Raw genomic sequence first — 19,028 nt, forward strand, 5'->3', positions numbered from 1 at the left:
ACGTACTGACATGCACGTACTGACTTGTAGGAGAGGACCGAATCCCATGGCCGATGCCCCCACCGGCAAGGTGACCTTCGTCGGTGCCGGCCCCGGCGCCGCCGACCTGCTGACGTTCCGTGCCGCGCGCGCCATCGCCGAGGCCGACGTCGTGATCTGGGCCGCGAGCCTGGTCCAGGCGGAGGTCCTCCAGCACGCGCGCGAGGACGCGGAGGTCCTCGACTCGGCGACGATGTCGCTGGAGGACGTGGTGGCCGTGTACGAGCGGGCCCGCCGGGAGGGCCTGAAGGTGGCCCGGATCCACTCCGGCGACCCGGCGCTGTGGGGCGGCACGCAGGAGCAGCTCGACCGGTGCCGGGCGATCGGTATCGAGACGGAGATCGTGCCGGGTGTCTCCTCCTTCTCCGCCGTGGCCGCGATCGCCCAGCGGGAGCTGACGATCCCCGAGATCGCGCAGTCCGTGGTCCTCACCCGGCTGGGCGGCGGCAAGACGCCGATGCCGCCCGGGGAGGAGGTCCGTGAGTTCGCCAAGCACGGCACGACCATGGCGATCTTCCTGTCGGCCGCGCGCAGCGGGCAGCTGGTGCGGGAGCTGCTGGAGGGCGGCTATCCGACCGACACGCCGGTCGTCGTCGCCCACCAGGCGACCTGGCCGGAGGAGCTGGTCGTGAAGTGCACGATCGCCACGCTGGAGGAGACCGTCAAGGAGCACAAGCTCTGGAAGCACACCCTCTTCCTGGTCGGCCCGGCCCTCGACGCGCACGGCACCCGCTCGCACCTGTATCACCCGGGTCACTTCCACGGCTACCGCAAGGCCGACCCCGAGGCCCGCCGGGCCCTGCGTGCGCGGGGTGCGAGCACATGACGCCCGGGCGTCCGATCACCGTCGTCGGTACGGGCACGGGGGCGGCGCCGCTCGACGAGCAGGTGCTGACCGGGGCCGGACTCGTGGTGGGCGGGCGGCGGCATCTGGACGCCGTACCGCTGCCGGAGACGGCGGGGCGGGTCGTTCTCGGGCCGCTGGCGCCTGCCCTGGACACCATCGAGGAGTACCTCCGCAAGGACCGGCCGGTCGTCGTGCTGGCCTCCGGCGACCCCGGGTTCTTCGGGATCGTGCGGGCGCTGGCCGAGCGGTTCGGGCCGGAGCGGCTGGACGTGCGGCCGGGGGTGTCGTCCGTGGCCGCCGCGTTCGCGCGGGTCGGGCTGCCGTGGGACGACGCCGTGGTGGTCAGCGCGCACGGGCGGGATCTGCGCACGGCCGTCAACCTGTGCCGGGCCCGGCCGAAGGTGGCCGTGCTGACCGGGCCGGGGGCGGGTCCGGCCGAGCTCGGGGCCGCGCTGACGTCGTACGAGCGGGTCCTCGTCGTCGCCTCGGCGCTCGGCTCCGCGGACGAGCGCGTCGAGCGGGTCACGCCCGCCGAGGCCGCCGGGCGGGACTGGGGTACGGCGGTGAGTGTCGTCATGTGCCTGGACGAGTCCCGGGCGCTCGGCCCGGTGCGGACCGTCGCGGGAGCGGGCGGACAGCCCGCCGGGTGGGCCCTGGACGAGGCGGAGTTCGCCCACCGCGACTCGATGATCACCAAGTTCGAGGTGCGGGCCCTGGCCCTGGCCCGGCTCGGGCCGCGCCTCGGTGACCTGGTGTGGGACGTCGGCGCGGGCTCCGGGTCCGTGGCCGTGGAGTGCGCGCGGCTGGGTGCCACCGTCACCGCCGTCGAGAAGACCGCGGACGGGGTCGAGCGGATCCGCGCCAACGCCGCCGCGCACGGCGTCGACGTCCACGTGGTGCACGGGGCCGCGCCGTCCGTGCTCAGCGACCTCGACGATCCCGACGCCGTGTTCGTCGGCGGCGGGGGGCAGGAGCTGCCCGCCGTCGTCACGGCGTGCGCGCGGCGCGCCCGGCGGGCCGTGGTCGTCGCCATGGCCGCGCTGGACCGGGTCCCGGCGGCGCGCGCGGCACTGACCGGTGCCGGGTTCGCCTGCGACGGGGTGCTGTTGCAGTCCTCGCGGCTCGCGCCGCTGCCGGGGGACGTGACCCGGCTCGCGGCGACCAATCCCGTGTTCCTGCTGTGGGGCGTCAGGTCCCCGGCGCGTAGTGAAGGAGTTGCCCAGTGATCGGCCTCATTTCCGCCACCGCGGCGGGAGCGGCTGCGCGGGACCGGCTGGCCGCGGCGTGGCCGGACCGTACGCGCGTGTACGACGGTCCCGTCGCCGACGCCGTACGCGCCGCGTTCGCTCAGTGTGAGCAGCTCGTGTGCTTCCTGGCCACGGGGGCGGTGGTGCGGCTGATCGCCCCGCTGCTGGGTGACAAGCGGACCGATCCGGGGGTCGTGTGCGTCGACGAGGGCGGGCGGTTCGCCGTGGCGCTGGTGGGCGGGCACGGTGGCGGGGCGAACGAACTCGCCCGTGAGGTCGGTGAGTCGCTGGGGGCCGAGCCGGTGGTGACGACGGCGACGGACGCGGTCGGGCTGCCGGGGCTGGACACGCTCGGGCTCCCGGTGGAGGGGGACGTCGCCGGCGTCTCGCGGGCCCTGCTGGACGGCGAACCGGTGGCGCTGCGCGCCGAGGTGACCTGGCCGCTGCCACCGCTCCCGGTCGCCGGCGAGGGGGCGTACACGATCCGTCTGACGGACCGTCTGGTCGAGTCGGCCGAGCGGGAGGTGGTGCTGCGGCCGCCGTCGCTGGTCGTGGGCGTCGGCGCGTCGAAGGGCGCGCCCGTCGACGAGGTGCTCGGGCTGGTCGGGGGCGCCCTGCGCGACGCCGGGCTGTCGGTCGCCTCGGTGGCCGAGCTGGCCACCGTCGACGCGAAGGCCGACGAGCCCGGGATCGTGGCGGCGGCCGAACGCCTGGGCGTGCCCCTGGTGACGTACGCCGCCGAGGAGCTGGCGCAGGTCGAGGTGCCGAACCCGTCCGACGCGCCGCTCGCCGCCGTCGGTACGCCCTCCGTCGCCGAGGCGGCGGCCCTGCGGCGCGGCGGCGAACTCCTCGTCCCCAAGCGGAAGTCGGCCATGGCGACCTGTGCGGTCGTACGGCGGTCCGGGCGCGGGCGGCTCGCGGTGGTCGGGCTCGGCCCGGGCGCGCGGGACCTGCTGACGCCGCGCGCGAAGGCGGAGCTGCGGCGTGCCTCGGTGCTCGTCGGGCTGGACCAGTACGTCGACCAGATCCGCGACCTGCTGCCGCCCGGCACCCGGATCCTGGAGTCGGGGCTGGGTGCCGAGGAGGAGCGGGCGCGCACGGCGGTCGAGGAGGCCCGGCGCGGGCACGCCGTCGCGCTGATCGGCAGCGGGGACGCCGGGGTGTACGCCATGGCCTCCCCCGCGCTGGCCGAGGCCTCCGACGACATCGACGTGGTCGGCGTGCCCGGCGTGACGGCGGCGCTGGCCGCCGGGGCGATCCTGGGGGCGCCGCTGGGCCACGACCATGTGTCGATCAGCCTGTCCGACCTGCACACGCCGTGGGAGATCATCGAACGGCGGGTGCGGGCGGCGGCCGAGGCGGACCTCGTCGTGACGTTCTACAACCCGCGCAGCCGGGGCCGTGACTGGCAGCTGCCGAAGGCCCTCGCGATCCTCGCCGAACACCGGGAGCCGACGACGCCGGTCGGGGTCGTCCGGAACGCGTCGCGGCCGGACGAGTCCAGCCGGGTCACCACCCTGGCCGGCCTCGACCCGGCGACGGTCGACATGATGACGGTCGTGACCGTGGGCAACACGGCGACCCGCACCATCGCGGGGCGTATGGTGACGCCGCGCGGCTACCGCTGGCAGGAGGAGCCCCGGTGAAGCGAGTGGTCCACCCGATCGAGCAGGAGTCCTTCCGGCGGCTGCGCGCCCGCCTGGACACCGCGCACTTCCCGCCGCTCACGCGGGCCGTGGTGGAGCGGGTGATCCACTCCTCCGCCGACCTCGCCTACGCCGACGACCTCGTCATGGACGAGGGCGAGTTGGCCAAGGCGCACGCCGCGCTGCACGCCGGGGCGCCCGTCGTCGTGGACGTGGAGATGGTCGCCGCGGGCATCACCCGCCGCGAGACCGTCTGCCGGCTGAAGGACGCCGAGTCCGGCCCCGGGCTGACGCGTTCGGCGCACGCGATGCGGCTGGCGTACGAGGAGGTCGGGCCGGGTGCGCTGTGGGTGATCGGCTGTGCGCCGACCGCCCTGGAGGAGCTGCTGACCCTGGACGCCTCGCCCGCGCTCGTCATCGGGCTGCCCGTCGGTTTCGTCGGTGCGGCCGAGTCCAAGGCCGCGTTGCGGGAGAGCGGGCTGCCCGCCGTGAGCAACGTGTCCGAGAAGGGCGGTTCGGCGGTCGCCGCCGCCGCGCTCAACGCCCTGCTGTATCACCCCACTTCGCATGAGGAGAACCTGTGACCACCCCGCCCGCCCTGCTCATCGCCGGACACGGCACCCGGGACGACGCCGGAGCCGAGGCGTTCCGCGACTTCGTGCGGGAGCTGGGGCGCCGCAACCCCGGGCTGCCCGTCGCGGGCGGCTTCATCGAGCTGTCCCCGCCGCCGCTGGGCGAGGCCGTCACCGAACTGGTGGAGCAGGGCGTACGACAGTTCGCCGCCGTGCCGCTGATGCTGGTGTCCGCCGGGCACGCCAAGGGCGACATCCCGGCGGCCCTGGCCCGCGAGAAGGAACGCCACCCGGGCATCTCGTACACGTACGGGCGTCCGCTGGGCCCGCACCCGGCGCTGCTGAGCGTGCTGGAACGGCGGCTGGAGGAGGCCCTCGGCGGCGGGGAGGGGCGTGCGCCCGGGGACCGGTCCGACGTGACCGTGCTGCTGGTGGGGCGCGGGTCGACGGACCCGGACGCCAACGCCGAGGTGTTCAAGGCGGCACGGCTGCTGTGGGAGGGGCGCGGGTACGCGGGCGTGGAGACGGCGTTCGTGTCGCTGGCGGCGCCGGACGTGCCGAGCGGTCTGGACCGGTGCGCGCGGCTGGGGGCACGGCGGATCGTCGTCCTCCCGTACTTCCTCTTCACCGGGATCCTGCCGGACCGGGTGCGGCAGCAGACCGAGGGCTGGGCGGCCGCGCACCCGGAGATCGAGGTCCGCTCGGCGGACGTCATCGGCCCGGAGCCGGAGCTGCTGGATCTGGTGATGGAGCGGTACGAGGAGGCCCTGAAGGGCGACCTGCGGATGAACTGCGACTCGTGCGTGTACCGCATCGCGCTGCCCGGCTTCGAGGACAAGGTGGGGATGCCGCAGCAGCCGCACTTCCACCCGGACGACGACGGTCACCACCACCATGGCCACGGGCATCACCACCACGGGGCGCACTCCCATGCGCACTGAGTCCCCGGACGGGTCCGGGCACGACCTGCGGCATCACGGGGACGCGGAGGTCCGGGACGACGGCTCGGCACTCGTCGACCTCGCCGTGAACGTACGCGCGGACACGCCTCCCGTGTGGTTGCGGGAGGTGATCGCCGGGTCGCTGGACGGCCTGGCGGCCTATCCGGACGGGCGGGCCGCCCGGGCGGCGGTGGCGGCGCGGCACGGGCTTGCGGCGGAGCGGGTGCTGCTGACGGCGGGGGCGGCGGAGGCGTTCGTCCTGCTGGCGCGGGCGCTGAAGGTGCGGCGGCCGGTGGTGGTGCATCCGCAGTTCACCGAGCCGGAGGCGGCGCTGCGGGACGCCGGGCACACGGTCGACCGGGTGCTGCTGCGGGAGGAGGACGGCTTCCGGCTGGACCCGGCGGCCGTTCCGGAGGACGCGGACCTGGTGGTGATCGGCAATCCGACGAACCCCACGTCCGTGCTGCACCCGGCGGACACGATCGCGGGGCTCGCCCGTCCCGGGCGGGTCCTGGTCGTGGACGAGGCGTTCATGGACGCGGTGCCGGGCGAACGGGAGGCGCTGGCCGGGCGGACGGATGTGCCCGGGCTGGTGGTGCTGCGGAGTCTGACCAAGACATGGGGCCTGGCCGGGCTGCGGATCGGGTACGTGCTGGCGGCGCCGGAGATCGTCGCGGAGCTGGAGCGGGCGCAGCCGTTGTGGCCGGTGTCCACGCCCGCGCTGGCGGCGGCACAGGCGTGCGTGGGGCCGCGGGCGCTGGCGGAGGCGGCACACGCGGCACACCGCATCGCGGCGGACCGGGCCCACCTGGTGACCGGGCTGGCTCGCTTCGCGTCGGCCGGGCTGCGGGTGGTGGAGCCCGCGGAGGGGCCGTTCGTCCTGGTGCGGCTGCCGGGAGCGGCGGCCGTACGGCGGCGGCTGCGCGACCTCGGGTACGCGGTCCGGCGCGGGGACACGTTCCCCGGGCTCGGCGAGGACTGGCTGCGGCTGGCGGTGCGGGATCGGGAGACGGTGGAGGGGTTCCTGCGGGCGCTCGACCGGGCGGTGGTGTCGGCGCGCGGCTGAGGTGCCCTCGGCCCCGGGGCCCGAAGTCCGGAACTCACCCCTTCATTTGACATGTCATTGACACGGCTTTGAAGGGTGTTGGTACACAGGTGCGTCCAGCGCTTCCTGTGAGAGGACTGTGCCCGCAGGGACAAGGAGCCCTTCATGGCAACCTCAGGCCGTACCCGCTTACGCTCCCGCCTCAGAGCCCGCATCCACACCCGCCGCCGCCTGCGCGCCGCCGTGATCGGCGCTGCCGCGTCGGCGTTGATCCTCAGCTCCGCACCGGCGACCCCCGCCCGCCCGGGCGGGGAGAGACCCGCCGCCTCCCGCCCCGACATCAGCGACCCCCGCGAGGGCTGGCGCCCCAACAGCGAACGCGCCGACGATGACCCCGGTCTGTGGGACCGCCTCTTCGGCGACGACGACAAGGACGACCGGCAGGGCGGCAACGACGACGACCACGACAAGCCGCGCCGCATCACCCTCGACCGCGGCCGCGGCGCCGCCTCCCCGACCCACCCCCGGATCGCCGGCGCGGCCGACGGCGTCCGCATCGGCGCACCCCGCACCGTCCACGCCACCGGCGCCGACCTCACCTGGACCGCGTACAGGGGCAAGGACCTGCGGGAGTACGAGGTCCACCGCTCCACGGCGAAGAACTTCACGCCGAACGCCGAAACCCTCGTCGCCCCCGTCGACCGCGACACCCGCACGTTCGCCGACCGGTCCGCACACCCGGTCCGCGACGGCGCGGCCCACCACTACCGGATCGTCGTACGCACCCAGCAGGGCAGGCTCCTGGCGAGCCCGGTGCGCACGGTCGAGCTGCCGGCCCTCGGGCACGTCGCCAAGGGCACGAAACTCCTCGCCGCGCCCGGCACGGAGACATACTTCCTGCCGTACACGCCCGCCCGGGTCGTCCCCGGCGAGACCTCCACTGTGGAGGCGACGCTCACCAACACCACGGACACGGTGTGGAAGAAGGGCGAGCGCGTCCTGTCGTACCGCTGGACGCTGGACGGCAAGGACGTCACCAACCTGCTCAACAAGGACGCCACCCCGCTCCCCAGGGACGTGCCGCCCGGTGACTCCGTCACCTTCGACGCGCAGCTGAAGTCACCCGTCCTCGTCGACCCGCTCGACAAGCGGCTGACCTTCGGCCTGGAGTGGGACCTGCGGGAGAAGGCCACCGGCAAGTGGCTGTCGCAGACCGACGGCGTGCCACCCTCCAAGCACCAGGTGACCGCCGAGTACCCGACCTCCGACCAGCTCGGTCTGGAGAACTTCTACTCGTACGCGGGCAAGAACACCGGTGCCGGCTCGGCGCTGATGAGCAACCTCTACGCCGGCAACGCGGTCTGGTCGTACGACGCCTTCTCCAACCCCTCCCTGGGGTTCTCCACCTTCCTGCGCCTGGCCTACAACTCGCAGGACGCCTCCAGCACTCCGGCCGGCCCCGGCTGGTCGCTCCAGGCCTCCTCGCCGGTGCGGCTCGGCACCCCGCTGGACTTCCACCCGTCCGCCCTGCTGCCGAAGCAGATCACGCTGACCGACGGCGACGGCACCAGCCACACCTTCGCCAAGAACAAGAAGGGCACATGGGACTCGCCGTCCGGAGTCCACTTCCGCGTCAGCCAGCTGGAGAAGCACTGTCTGCTCCACCCGCACGAGCGGGAAGCCTGGGAGTTCCTGCGCCCGGACCGCACCCGGTTCCTCTTCGACTGCCAGGGCTATCCCAGCGCCATGGTGGACAAGAACGGCAACCGGATGGAGTTCACGTACGAGGAGCGGCTGCTCGGGCACCCGGCCAAGCTGCTGAAGCACGTGACCGACGCCGAGGGCCGGCGCACGCTCACCGTCGGCTACTGGGAGAAGGGCGAGCCGTACACGTACGTCGACGAGGACGGGAAAGTCCGTGAGGGCAAGCACCTGCTGAACCCGTTCATCATCGGCAAGGTCCGTTCCGTCACCGACGTCTCAGGGCGGCGGATCGACTTAACGTTCACCGAGAAGGGCCTGCTCGGGCGGCTCACCGACGGCGCGAACGCCGCCGAGAAGCTCCGCAAGGTGTTCACGTTCCGCTACGGCAAGGAGTTCGACCACCCGGGCGTCAAGCTGGTCCAGGTCACCGATCCGCGCGGCCACGCCACGAAGCTGGATTACGTCGGCCCGCACGACGACAAGGACCAGCTGCACTACCTGGGGTACACCAAGACGGTCAAGGACCGGCTCGGCGGTCTCACCCGCTACCGCTACGCGGACGCCGACGGCCACGACGGCAGGGCGATCCGGACCGTCGTCACGGACGCCGAGGGCAACCCGAACACCCAGCTGATGGACAGCTACGGGCGGCCGGTGAAGCTCACCGACGCCAAGAAGCGGACCACGAAGCTGGGCTGGGACGCGGACAACAACGTCACGCGCCTGGAGGAGAACAACGGCGCCGCCCGCACCTGGAAGTACGACCCCAAGACCGGCTATCCCCTGGAGATGAAGGACGCCGAGTCGGTGGAGAACGACCGGCCCGCCGCCACCTTCACCTACGCCACCGGCGAGGACGGCTACATCGCCGACCTCGTGCGACGCGTCTCCCCGGAGGGCCGCACCTGGCGGCTCGGCTATGACGCACGCGGCAACCTGACCTCGGTCACGGACCCCAAGGGCGTCGAGAGCGAGCCCGAGGGCGACTACACCTCCACCAACGCCTATGACGCCCGGGGCCGGATCACCGCGGCCACCGACGCCAACGAGCACACCACCCGCTTCGAGGACTACGACCCCTCGGGCTATCCGCGCGTCATCGTCGACCCGCTCGGCCACCGCACGCTGACCACGTACGACGTGCGCGGCAACGTCACCGAGCTGGAGGAGGCCAACGGGGCGACGACCACGCAGACGTACGACGTCTTCGGGCGGCCGCTGGAGAACCGCAGGCCCAAGGACCACAAGGCCGGCGACTTCATCGTCACTCCCGCCCCGCAGTACGACGCGAACGGCAACACCGTGGTCTTCACCGCCCCCAGCGGGGTGAAGGGCACCAGCGAGTTCGACGCCGCCGACCAGCTGGTGAAGTCCGTCCAGCCGGGCGACGAGGACGGCTCACCGGACCGGGTGTCGACCTTCACCTACGACAAGGTCGGCAACCAGCTCACCGCGACCGAGCCGAAGGGCAACCTGACCGAACGGCCCGGGGACTTCACCTCGACGACGAAGTACGACGAGGTCTACCAGCCGATCGAGGCGGTCAACGCGGCCGGCGGCCGGGCCACCGCCTTCTACAACGACGTCGGTGACCTGGTGAAGGTCGTCGACGCCCGCAAGAACGAGACCGAGGACCCCGACGACTACACCACCAGGTTCCGCTACGACCTCGACCACCGCCTGCTGGAAACCACCGACGCGGCCGGCAGGTCGACGACGAGCACCTACGACTGGGACGGCCTGACCACCGCCACCACCGACGCGGAGGGCAACCGCACCGAGCTGGTCCTGGACGCCCGCGCCGCCCTGGTCGAGGCCCGGGTGCCGCACGACAAGGACGGCGACGACACCGTCCGGCGCACCACCCGGTTCGAGTACGACGAGGTCGGCAACCAGACCCGGGTCATCACCCCGCGCGGCGTGGAGACCGGCGACGACCCGCAGGACTTCGCCGCCGAGACGGTCTACGACGAGCTGAACCGCGTCAAGGAGACGCTGTCCCCGTACGACCCCGACGACACGCGCCACAACACCCCGGACCGGACCCGGTACGAGTACGACGCCGTGGGCCGGCTGGCGAAGGTCAGCGCCCCGCCGTCGGAGGGCCAGTCGGTCCGCAACGAGACGACGTACACCTACTTCGACACCGGCTGGATCAGGACGTCCACGGACGCCTACGACATCGTCAACCGCTACGAGTACAACGAGCTCGGCCAGCAGATCCAGAACACGCTGACCAGCGCGGGCGGTTCGGTCTCCCGGACGCTGAACTCGTCCTTCTACCCCAGCGGGGCGCTGAAGTCCCGCTCGGACAACGGTGTTCCGGTGGGCCTCGCGGTCGCGCTCGTCGACAACTCCGACATCAACAACACCGCCACGCAGGGCACGTGGGAAGAGCGGGCCGCCGACGGCTCGTACGGCTACAACGTGCACACGCACCCGGCCGGTTCGGGCGAGGCACGCTTCGTCTGGCAGCTGACGGTTCCCCAGGACGGCGACTACACCGTCTACGTTCGCCACCCGAAGGTGGACGGGGCGGCCAAGGACGCCTCCTACGAGATCAAGCACAAGGACGGCACCGAGCGGAAGACCCTCGACCAGACAGAACTCCCCGGTGAATGGCGATCGTTGGGCAAGTACGCCTTCGCCGAGGACGGCGCCCAGGCGATCACCCTCACCGACAAGGCGACCGGCACGGTCGTCGCGGACGCGGTGCGGCTGGTCCGCGACAACACCGGCGACACTGACAACGAGGAGAAGGACTTCTCCTACCGCTACGACGCCAACGGCAACCAGATCGAGATCGTCGACCGCAGCCCTGGCGTCGAGGTGGACCGCTACACCCTGGAGTACGACGGCCTCAACCAGCTCAGCAAGGTCGTCGAGCACGACGGCGACACCGCCCGCAACACGACCACGCTGACCTACGACGCCAACGGCAACACCCTCACCACCACCCACGACCTGACCTGGAGCAAGCTCGACTACGACCCCCTGGACCGGGTGGAGCGGATCACCAACGCCGCATCCCCCACGGCCGGGGACCGGCAGGTCACCACACTGGAGTACACGGCCCGCGGCGAACTGGCCAAGCAGACCAAGCCCAACGGCAACGTCCTGACCGTCGACTACTACCTCGACGGCTCGACGAAGAAGACCAGCGAGAAGAAGGCGGACGGCACGGTAGTCGCCGAACACGCCCTGAAGTACAACGCCAACGGTCACAAGCTGGAAGACGTCCTGAAGCTGATGGACGCCGACGACCACGGCGACACCATCGACAACACCTACGCCTACACCTACGACCCGCAGGACCGCATCGCCAAGGTCACCAAGACAGGTGACGACGAGGCGACGGAGGAATACCGGCACGACGCGGCCGGCAACGTGGTCTGGCAGAACGTGGACGACACGGTCACCACGCACCGCTACGACCGCAACCGCCTGCTGACCTCCACCGCCGACGGCGCGTCCTCCACCTACAACTACGACCCGCTGGGCCGCCTCGACACCGTCTCCTTCGGCGGCGAGACGATCCAGAAGTACCGCTACGACGGCTTCGACCGCCCGGCGACGATCACGGCGGGCAGCGGCGATGCGGCGAAGACGACGCGGATGACGTACGACGCCTTCGACCGCACGGTGAAGGAGACGGTGGGCAGCGGGGAGGACGCGAAGACGACCCTGTTCACCTACTTGGGCATCACGTCGCACTCCCTGAAGGAGGACGTGACCGACGAGGGCGTGACGTCCTTCCAGTACGCCTCCTGGGGCCAGAAGCTCACCCAGACCAAGGACGAGGAGGACAAGGACCCGGAGACCACGCAGTACCTCTACCACCCGCACGGCGACGTCGAGGCGCTGACCGACAAGGACGGCAACACCAAGACGACGTACGGCTACACGGCGTACGGCAAGAACGACACGGCGCAGTTCACGGGCGCAGACAAGCCGGGTGCGGGCGGCGAGGAGCCGGCGGACCCCTACAACTCCTACCGCTTCAACGCCAAGCGCTACGACACCACCTCCGGCACCTACGACATGGGCTTCCGGACGTACGACCCGGGCCTGAACCGCTTCCTGACCCGGGACATGTACGGCGGGGCGCTGGCCGACATGGGCCTGACCACGGACCCCTTCACCGGCAACCGCTACGCCTTCGCGGGCGGCAACCCGGTCTCGTTCATCGAGATCGACGGGCATCTGTTCGGGATGTCCTGGTCCGACATCGGTCACCTGGCCCTGGACGTGGTCGGTCTGATCCCGGCCGTGGGTGAGGTCGCCGACCTGGCCAACTGCGCCTGGTACGCGGCCGAGGGCAACTACGTGGACGCGGGTCTGTCCTGCGCCTCGGCGATCCCGTTCGCCGGATATGGGGCGACAGCGGCCAAGGCGGCCAAGTACGGCGACGAGGTTCTCGACGCGGTGGACACGGCGGGAGACGTCGGCCGGCAGGTGGACAACGCGACACCGCCGAGCGCGGCGAACCCTCCGTCCACCGGCGGCGCGAATCCCCCGTCGACCGGCGGCGCCGACGCGCCGTCCACAGGCGGTGCGAACCCGCCGGCGGCCGACCCGGCGCCCGGTCCGGCACCGGCACCCGCTCCGGCACCCGCCGCGCCGAAGCTCCCGGACCCGCCACCGGCCACTGGTGCGGCCTGCAGGGTCGGCAACAGCTTCGCGCCCGGCACCGAGGTCCTGATGGCCGACGGCACCACCAAGCCGATCGAGGACGTCAAGGTCGGGGACAAGGTCGCCGCGTCCGACGTGGAAACGGACGACACCCAAACCCGCACGGTCACCCGCACCATCAAGGGTGACGGCACTAAGCACCTGGTCACGATCACCGTCGACACGGACGGCCGCGCGGGCGGCAAGACCTCCACACTCACGGCCACCGACGGCCACCCGTTCTGGGTGCCGGACGTGGGCCGCTGGGTGGACGCGGGGAACCTGAAGCCGGGCCAGTGGCTCAGCACGGGCAGCGGCAGCTGGATCCAGGTCACGGCGGTCAAGGCCCGGACGGCGAAGGCGACGGTTCACAACCTGACCGTCGAGGGTTTGCACACGTACTACGTGCTGGCGGGAACCACACCGACCCTGGTGCACAACTGCGCCTCCGGTGTGAACGCCGCCGGTCAGGCGTGTGCTTGTGCAGCCGGCCCCAACGCCTACTCCGTCGCGTTCGAGATGACGCTTGACGCGGCTGACTTCGGCCGGTCGCGAAACACACATTTCAGGAGGGCCAACGCAGCCCTCGATGCCGCGCTTCAGTCGGATCCGAGCTTCGCCCAGGCAATGGAGCAACTGATTCCCGGCGTCGGTGCCGCCGTCTCGTCGACGGGGGGTCGCCGCACTCCCGGCGGCTGGACCTGGCAGCATGAGCCCTCCGTCAACGCCGGCGGCCGACAGGGCGTGATGCGTCTCGTGCCGACTTTCCAGCATGCTCCGGGATCACCCTGGCAGCCTCTGCTGCATCCTGGTGGCGCCGGTGGCTACGCGGAGTGGGCGATTCCGAACGGCGCCCCGCGCAACAGGAGGTGAGGTGACGGTGTCCATCACGTTCACGCATCGAGGTGGCGACATGGATGACGGAAGCGAGGCGGGCATCCCCGCGCTCGTCGCCGAACTCGACGGGCCGCTCGATGACGAGCATCCGGACGTCTCGGTCACGGATGACGAGTCGTCCTGGAGCATCTCCGCGTTCCAGGGGGGGAGCCTGGTGTTCGAGAACCTCGACGACAGCGAAGTCGAGCCTCGCCACCTGCCGCAGGTTTCGCGCGCGGAGATGATCCGGGTGATGACCCTGCTCGCGCGCGGTGACCTCACGGCTCTCGAGCAGCTGGACTGGCAACCCGGGTACGCATAGCCGATGAGTGCGGTAGCCCGGTCGGCAGGTGCCGGCCGGGTTACTCCACCACCCGGCCGTTCAGCACCACCCGCAGCGGGGCCCCCAGCACGCGTACGTCCGTGCGGGGGTCCTGCTCGTAGATCACCAGGTCCGCCGGTGCCCCCTCCTCCAACCCGGGCCGGCCCAGCCACTTCCGTGCGCCCCAGGTCGTCGCCGACACCGCCTCCACCGGCGGGATCCCCGCGGTGACCAGTTCCGCGACCTCGCCCGCCACCAGACCGTGTGCCAGTGAGCCCCCCGCGTCCGTGCCGACGTACACCGGGATCCCGGCGTCGTACGCGTTGCGCACCGTGTCGTAGCGGCGTTCGTGGAGGCGGCGCATGTGGGCCGACCAGTGGGGGAACCTGCTCTCGCCGCCGTCGGCGAGCTGCGGGAAGGTCGCGATGTTGACCAGGGTCGGGACGATGGCGACGCCGCGCGAGGCGAACAGCGGGATCAGGTCCTCCGTCAGGCCCGTCGCGTGCTCGATGCAGTCGATGCCCGCCTCGACCAGGTCCTGGAGGGAGTCCTCCGAGAAGCAGTGGGCGGTGACGCGCGCGCCCAGGCGGTGGGCCTCGGCGATCGCCGCCTCGACCGCCTCCCTCGGCCAGCAGGCCGACAGGTCGCCGAGGTCGCGGTCTATCCAGTCGCCGACCAGCTTGACCCAGCCGTCGCCGCGCCGGGCCTCCTGGGCGACGTACGCGGTGAGCTCGTCGGGCTCGATCTCCCAGGCGTAGTTGCGGATGTAGCGGCGGGTGCGGGCGATGTGCCGGCCGGCCCGGATGATCTTCGGGAGGTCGTCGCGGTCGTCGATCCAGCGGGTGTCGGAGGGCGAACCCGCGTCGCGGATGAGCAGGGTGCCGGCGTCCCGGTCGGTCAGCGCCTGCTTCTCGGCGACGTCCTCCGGGACCGCGCCGTGCCGGTCGAGGCCGACGTGGCAGTGCGCGTCGACGAGGCCGGGCAGGGCCCAGCCCTCGACCGTGCGCACGTCGCGCGCGCCGGCGGGACGGTCGTACGAGATCCGGCCGTCGACCACCCACAGCTCGTCCCGGACCTGGTCCTCCTCCGGGCCGACGAGCACCCGTCCCCTCACATGCAGCACCGCGCGTTCGCTCATGTACCGCACCTTAGTGAGCCCCTAGTCGGCCTTGCCCACCTGGTCCGACGTCTCCTCCTCCACCTCCGCCATCGCGGGGTCCAGGAGGCGGGAGAGGAAGTGGCGGGTGCGGTCGTGCCGGGGGTTGCCGATGACCTGCTCGGGGGTGCCGTCCTCGACGATCACGCCGCCGTCCATGAAGACGACCCGGTCGGCGACCTCGCGGGCGAAGGTCATCTCGTGGGTGACGACCATCATCGTCATGCCCTCGTTCGCCAGCATGCGCATGACCGCGAGGACGTCCCCCACCAGCTCGGGGTCGAGCGCCGAGGTCGGCTCGTCGAACAGCATCACCTCGGGGCCCATCGCCAGCGCGCGGGCGATGGCGACGCGCTGCTGCTGGCCGCCGGAGAGGGAGGACGGGTACGCCGTCGCCTTCTCCGACAGCCCGACGCGGGCCAGGTTCTCGGCGGCGACCCGGGCGGCCTCCGCCTTGCCCCGTCTGAGCACCCGGCGCTGCGGCAGCGTGAGGTTCTCGGTCACCGTCAGGTGCGGGAAGAGGTTGAACTGCTGGAAGACCATGCCGATACGGCGGCGTACGGCGTCGATGTCGACGTCCGGGTCGGTGAGTTCCGTACCGCCGACGAAGACCCGGCCCTTGGTGGGCTCCTCCAGGAGGTTCACGCACCGCAGCAGCGTGGACTTGCCCGAGCCCGACGGGCCGATGACGCAGACGACCTCGCCCTGGCCGATCTCCAGGTCGATGCCGCGCAGCACCTCGTTGGTGCCGAAGGACTTGTGCAGGTCGCGGACCTCGATCTCGGGACGGGTCATTTCACGGCCTCCTGGGCATTGGCCTCCAGGCGGCGGACGACGAAGCCGAGCGGGATGGTCACCAGCAGGTAGCACAGTCCGGCGACCAGGATCGGCGTGGAGTTGGCGGTCTGGCTGGCCAGGTCGCGGCCGTACTTGGACAGCTCGCGCTCCTCCAGGGTGACACCGAGGAACAGCACCAGCGAGGAGTCCTTGAAGAGCAGGACGAGTTCGTTGGTGAGCGGCGGCAGGATGATCCGGAACGCCTGCGGGATGATGATGGAGACCATCGCGCGGGCCGGTGAGAAACCCAGCGAACGGGCCGCCTCCATCTGCCCCTTGGGCACGGCCTGGATGCCCGCGCGGATCGTCTCCGCCATGTACGCGGCGGCCACCAGGCCGAGCGCGAGGGCCACCTTGCCGTACGTGCCGCCGGGGATCTCCGTGCCGGGGAAGGCCAGCGGCACGGCCACGCCGATGAAGATGAAGATCAGCAGGGCGGGCAGGCCGCGGAAGATCTCGATGTAGACGCCGGCGAGCCAGCGGTAGGGGCCCACGGACGACAGCCGCATCAGGGCGATCACCATGCCGAGAGCGAGTCCGACGGCGAAGCCGGTCACGGTGTAGAGCACGGTGTTCTTCAGCGCCAGCGTGATGACGTCGGGGAACATCTGCTCCGCGATGTCCTCCTGCGCGAACTGGTTGCGCAGCCGGTCCCAGTCGGCGTAGACCGCGAAGGCGATCACGGCCGCGACGAAGACGGCGTACTGGACCCCGCGCGACACGCTGCGCTTCTGACGTCGTGTCAGGCCCTTCTTCCTCGGCTGGACTCGCGTGTCCGCCTCGGTCATGAGGCGGCCGCCGGGGACGCCGCGGCCTCGTCGTACGGGCCGATCCACCGCTCGTACAGCTTCTTGTACGTGCCGTCGGCCCTGGCGTCGGCGAGTGCCTTGTTGATGGCGGCGAGCAGCTTGGTGTTGCCCTTCTTCACCGTGAAGCCGTACTGCTCACCGGTGTCGATGTTGTCGGCGACCTCGAAGGCGTCGGCGTTGGCCTTGTCCTTCAGCCAGCCCTGGACGACCGGGTAGTCGATGACGACGGCCTTGACCTGGCCCGTGCGCAGGCCGTTGAGGACCGCGTCGGAGGACTCGAAGGAGACCGGGTCGAAGCCCTGCTTCTTCGCGTGGTCCTCGCCGGTGGTCTGCGCCTGGGCGCCGAGCTTGACGCCCTTGGCCTTGACGTCGGCGAGCGAGCCGACGCCGCTGTTCTTGTCGACGAGGAGGGCCTGGGTGGCGTTGAAGTACGGGTCGGAGAAGTCGACGTTCTTCTTGCGCTCCTCGGTGATGGTCATGCCGGCCGCGGCCAGGTCGCACTCGCCGGAGTTGAGGAACGCGCCGGTCTTGAAGTTCTCGAACGGCGTGTCGAGGATCTGCTGCTTCACGCCCAGGTCGGCGGCGACGAGGTCGATCAGCGAGACGTCGAAGCCCTGCACCTTGCCGTCGATCTCCGACTGGAAGGGCGGGTACGGCAGGTGCGTACAGGTGGTCAGCTGCCCGGCCTTGACGAGCTCCACCCCGCCGGCGGCGGTCTTCGTGCCGCTGCCGCCGTCGTCGTCCGAGGCGCAGCCGGCCACGAGCAGCAGCCCGGCCGTCGCGGTGGTGGCGGCCAGGACGCGGGCCCGGCGTCCGGGGAGCGTGTTCACGGGGGGCCTCCTGTGAGGGAACGCGAGTTCCGATTATTCCGATTATGGGGATAATGCTGGTCTTTCAAACCAGGCCTGGGGCCACGGTGGCGGTCCGTCCGGCCCGGGCGGTCGCCCGCCGCCGGGGTCCCGGCACCGGCCGGAACGGCCGGCAGGCGCCGGTTACCCTCGACTGCGTCTACCCGCGATCGAAGAGTTGACCGAAGAGAGCACCGCCGTGACCCACCCCCTCCTCGACCTGGCCCCCTTGAGCGCCGCACACTTCGCCTCGATCGAGGACCGCGTGGCACGGCTGCTGAACACCGAGCAGGACGTCGTGATCATGCAGGGCGAGGCGCTGCTGCCGCTGGAGGGCGCGATCCGCGCCACGGCCGGTCCCGGCACCACGGCGCTCAACGTGATCACCGGTCCGTACGGGCAGACCTTCGGCGACTGGCTGCGGGACTGCGGCGCCACGGTGATCGACCTGGCGGTGCCCTTCCACACGGCGGTCACGGCCGGCCAGATCCGGCAGGCCTTCGCCGAGCACCCGGAGATCGACTTCGTGTCCCTGGTGCACGCGGAGGCGGCGACCGGCAACACCAACCCGGTCGCGGAGATCGGCGAGGTGGTGCGGGCGCACGACGCGCTGTTCTACCTGGACGCGGTGGCGTCGATCGGCGCCGAGCCGGTGCTGCCGGACACGTGGGGCGTCGACCTGTGCGTGATCGGCGCGCAGAAGGCGATGGGCGGTCCCGCCGGGGTGTCGGCGGTGTCGGTGAGCGAACGGGCCTGGTCCCGGATGGCGGCGAACCCGCGGGCGCCACGCCGGTCGTACCTCTCGCTGCTGGACTGGAAGGAGCGCTGGATCGACGGTGGCCGCAAGGCCCTGCCGCACGCTCCGGCACAGCTGGAGATGCTGGCGCTCGAGGCGTGCGTCGAGCGGATCGAGGCGGTGGGCCCGGACACGGTGATGGCCCGACACGCGTCCGCCGCGTCGGCCACCCGCGCCGGGGCACTGGCGCTCGGCGGCGGCCTGGAGCCGTACGTCCACGAGGTGACGGAAGCGGCCCCGGTCGCCACCACCCTGCGGGCACCGTCCGGGGTCGTGGCCGCGGAACTGGTGACCCGCGCCCTGGCCGCCGACCCGGCGGTACCGCTCGCCGCAGGCGGGGGCGCGCTCGCCAAGGACATGATCCGCGTCAACCACTACGGCACGGACGCGACACCGGGCGCGGTGCGCAGTTCCCTGACGGCCCTCGGGGTCGCGCTCGCGGAGAAGGGGCTGGACGTGGACGTGGTGGCGGCGCTGCGGGCCGCGGAGGACGCCTGGCGGTAGGCGACGCGGGCTGCCGAGGTGCCCGACAGCGGCGTCGCAGGCTGCGGCGGATGCCCGACAGCGGGCGTCGCGGGCTGCGGCCCATGCCCGACAGCCGGCATCGCAGGCTGCGGCGAATGCCCGGCGACACCGTCCCCCACCGCCGAAGATGCCCGGCGACAGGCGTCC

Annotated in this window: 13 protein-coding genes; 9 read left to right on the forward strand and 4 right to left on the reverse strand. The window is 71.8% G+C overall.

Annotated features, from left to right (window positions below; all coding sequences use genetic code 11):
• Nucleotides 1–46: 46 nt before the first annotated feature.
• The 8 genes from cobM to ACYVMZ_RS30850 all read left to right on the forward strand — a co-directional run bounded on the left by cobM (nucleotide 47) and on the right by ACYVMZ_RS30850 (nucleotide 13,910).
• Nucleotides 47–865, forward strand: coding sequence for a precorrin-4 C(11)-methyltransferase (gene cobM / locus ACYVMZ_RS30815; protein ID WP_461085468.1), 819 nt, complete (start codon nucleotides 47–49; stop codon nucleotides 863–865).
• On the forward strand, nucleotides 862–2,112 hold the full coding sequence (gene cbiE, locus ACYVMZ_RS30820; protein WP_461085470.1) for a precorrin-6y C5,15-methyltransferase (decarboxylating) subunit CbiE: 1,251 nt from the start codon (nucleotides 862–864) through the stop codon (nucleotides 2,110–2,112). Before cobM ends, cbiE begins: the two co-directional genes overlap by 4 nt.
• Nucleotides 2,109–3,779, forward strand: coding sequence for a precorrin-3B C(17)-methyltransferase (gene cobJ / locus ACYVMZ_RS30825; protein WP_461085472.1), 1,671 nt, complete (start codon nucleotides 2,109–2,111; stop codon nucleotides 3,777–3,779). The genes cbiE and cobJ overlap by 4 nt, the downstream gene beginning before the upstream one ends.
• A complete protein-coding gene (locus ACYVMZ_RS30830; protein WP_461085474.1) occupies nucleotides 3,776–4,363 on the forward strand; it encodes a precorrin-8X methylmutase in 588 nt (195 codons plus the stop codon). The genes cobJ and ACYVMZ_RS30830 overlap by 4 nt, the downstream gene beginning before the upstream one ends.
• Nucleotides 4,360–5,292: a sirohydrochlorin chelatase gene (locus tag ACYVMZ_RS30835; RefSeq protein ID WP_461085476.1), complete on the forward strand. Its 933-nt coding sequence runs from the start codon at nucleotides 4,360–4,362 to the stop codon at nucleotides 5,290–5,292. Before ACYVMZ_RS30830 ends, ACYVMZ_RS30835 begins: the two co-directional genes overlap by 4 nt.
• Complete coding sequence (gene cobC, locus ACYVMZ_RS30840) at nucleotides 5,282–6,358, forward strand: Rv2231c family pyridoxal phosphate-dependent protein CobC (RefSeq protein WP_461085478.1); 1,077 nt, start codon at nucleotides 5,282–5,284, stop codon at nucleotides 6,356–6,358. The genes ACYVMZ_RS30835 and cobC overlap by 11 nt, the downstream gene beginning before the upstream one ends.
• Nucleotides 6,359–6,502: 144 nt before the next feature.
• Nucleotides 6,503–13,585, forward strand: coding sequence for a golvesin C-terminal-like domain-containing protein (locus ACYVMZ_RS30845; protein WP_461085480.1), 7,083 nt, complete (start codon nucleotides 6,503–6,505; stop codon nucleotides 13,583–13,585).
• A 1-nt stretch (nucleotide 13,586) separates the two neighbouring features.
• Nucleotides 13,587–13,910 carry a hypothetical protein gene (locus tag ACYVMZ_RS30850; RefSeq protein ID WP_461085482.1) on the forward strand — a complete coding sequence of 108 codons (324 nt, stop codon included), beginning with the start codon at nucleotides 13,587–13,589 and terminating at the stop codon, nucleotides 13,908–13,910.
• A 40-nt stretch (nucleotides 13,911–13,950) separates the two neighbouring features.
• Here ACYVMZ_RS30850 and ACYVMZ_RS30855 read toward each other — a convergent pair whose 3' ends face one another.
• From ACYVMZ_RS30855 to ACYVMZ_RS30870, 4 genes are read right to left on the reverse strand one after another with little or no spacing between them, the layout of a single operon-like run.
• Entirely contained in the window at nucleotides 13,951–15,048 is a 1,098-nt protein-coding gene (locus tag ACYVMZ_RS30855; protein WP_461085484.1) for an amidohydrolase family protein, read from the reverse strand.
• 21 nt (nucleotides 15,049–15,069) lie between these two features.
• Nucleotides 15,070–15,861 carry an amino acid ABC transporter ATP-binding protein gene (locus ACYVMZ_RS30860; RefSeq protein ID WP_461085486.1) on the reverse strand — a complete coding sequence of 264 codons (792 nt, stop codon included), beginning with the start codon at nucleotides 15,859–15,861 and terminating at the stop codon, nucleotides 15,070–15,072.
• Nucleotides 15,858–16,691, reverse strand: a complete 834-nt coding sequence (locus tag ACYVMZ_RS30865; RefSeq protein ID WP_461085488.1) for an amino acid ABC transporter permease — start codon at nucleotides 16,689–16,691, stop codon at nucleotides 15,858–15,860. Before ACYVMZ_RS30865 ends, ACYVMZ_RS30860 begins: the two co-directional genes overlap by 4 nt.
• Complete coding sequence (locus ACYVMZ_RS30870) at nucleotides 16,688–17,542, reverse strand: transporter substrate-binding domain-containing protein (protein ID WP_461085490.1); 855 nt, start codon at nucleotides 17,540–17,542, stop codon at nucleotides 16,688–16,690. Before ACYVMZ_RS30870 ends, ACYVMZ_RS30865 begins: the two co-directional genes overlap by 4 nt.
• 217 nt (nucleotides 17,543–17,759) lie before the next feature.
• Between ACYVMZ_RS30870 and ACYVMZ_RS30875 the strand changes: the two genes are divergently transcribed.
• Nucleotides 17,760–18,860, forward strand: a complete 1,101-nt coding sequence (locus ACYVMZ_RS30875; RefSeq protein ID WP_461085537.1) for a pyridoxal-phosphate-dependent aminotransferase family protein — start codon at nucleotides 17,760–17,762, stop codon at nucleotides 18,858–18,860.
• Nucleotides 18,861–19,028 lie beyond the last annotated feature (168 nt).

The sequence above is a fragment of the Streptomyces deserti genome, from assembly GCF_054782695.1.

Excerpts from the sequence above, each read along its gene's own strand:
- cobM (WP_461085468.1), top strand. The coding sequence starts at position 47 with ATGGCCGATGCCCCCACCGGCAAGGTGACCTTCGTCGGTGCCGGCCCC.
- cbiE (WP_461085470.1), top strand. The coding sequence starts at position 862 with ATGACGCCCGGGCGTCCGATCACCGTCGTCGGTACGGGCACGGGGGCG.
- cobC (WP_461085478.1), top strand. The coding sequence starts at position 5,282 with ATGCGCACTGAGTCCCCGGACGGGTCCGGGCACGACCTGCGGCATCAC.
- ACYVMZ_RS30845 (WP_461085480.1), top strand. The coding sequence starts at position 6,503 with ATGGCAACCTCAGGCCGTACCCGCTTACGCTCCCGCCTCAGAGCCCGC.
- ACYVMZ_RS30855 (WP_461085484.1), bottom strand. The coding sequence starts at position 15,048 with ATGAGCGAACGCGCGGTGCTGCATGTGAGGGGACGGGTGCTCGTCGGC.
- ACYVMZ_RS30860 (WP_461085486.1), bottom strand. The coding sequence starts at position 15,861 with ATGACCCGTCCCGAGATCGAGGTCCGCGACCTGCACAAGTCCTTCGGC.
- ACYVMZ_RS30865 (WP_461085488.1), bottom strand. The coding sequence starts at position 16,691 with ATGACCGAGGCGGACACGCGAGTCCAGCCGAGGAAGAAGGGCCTGACA.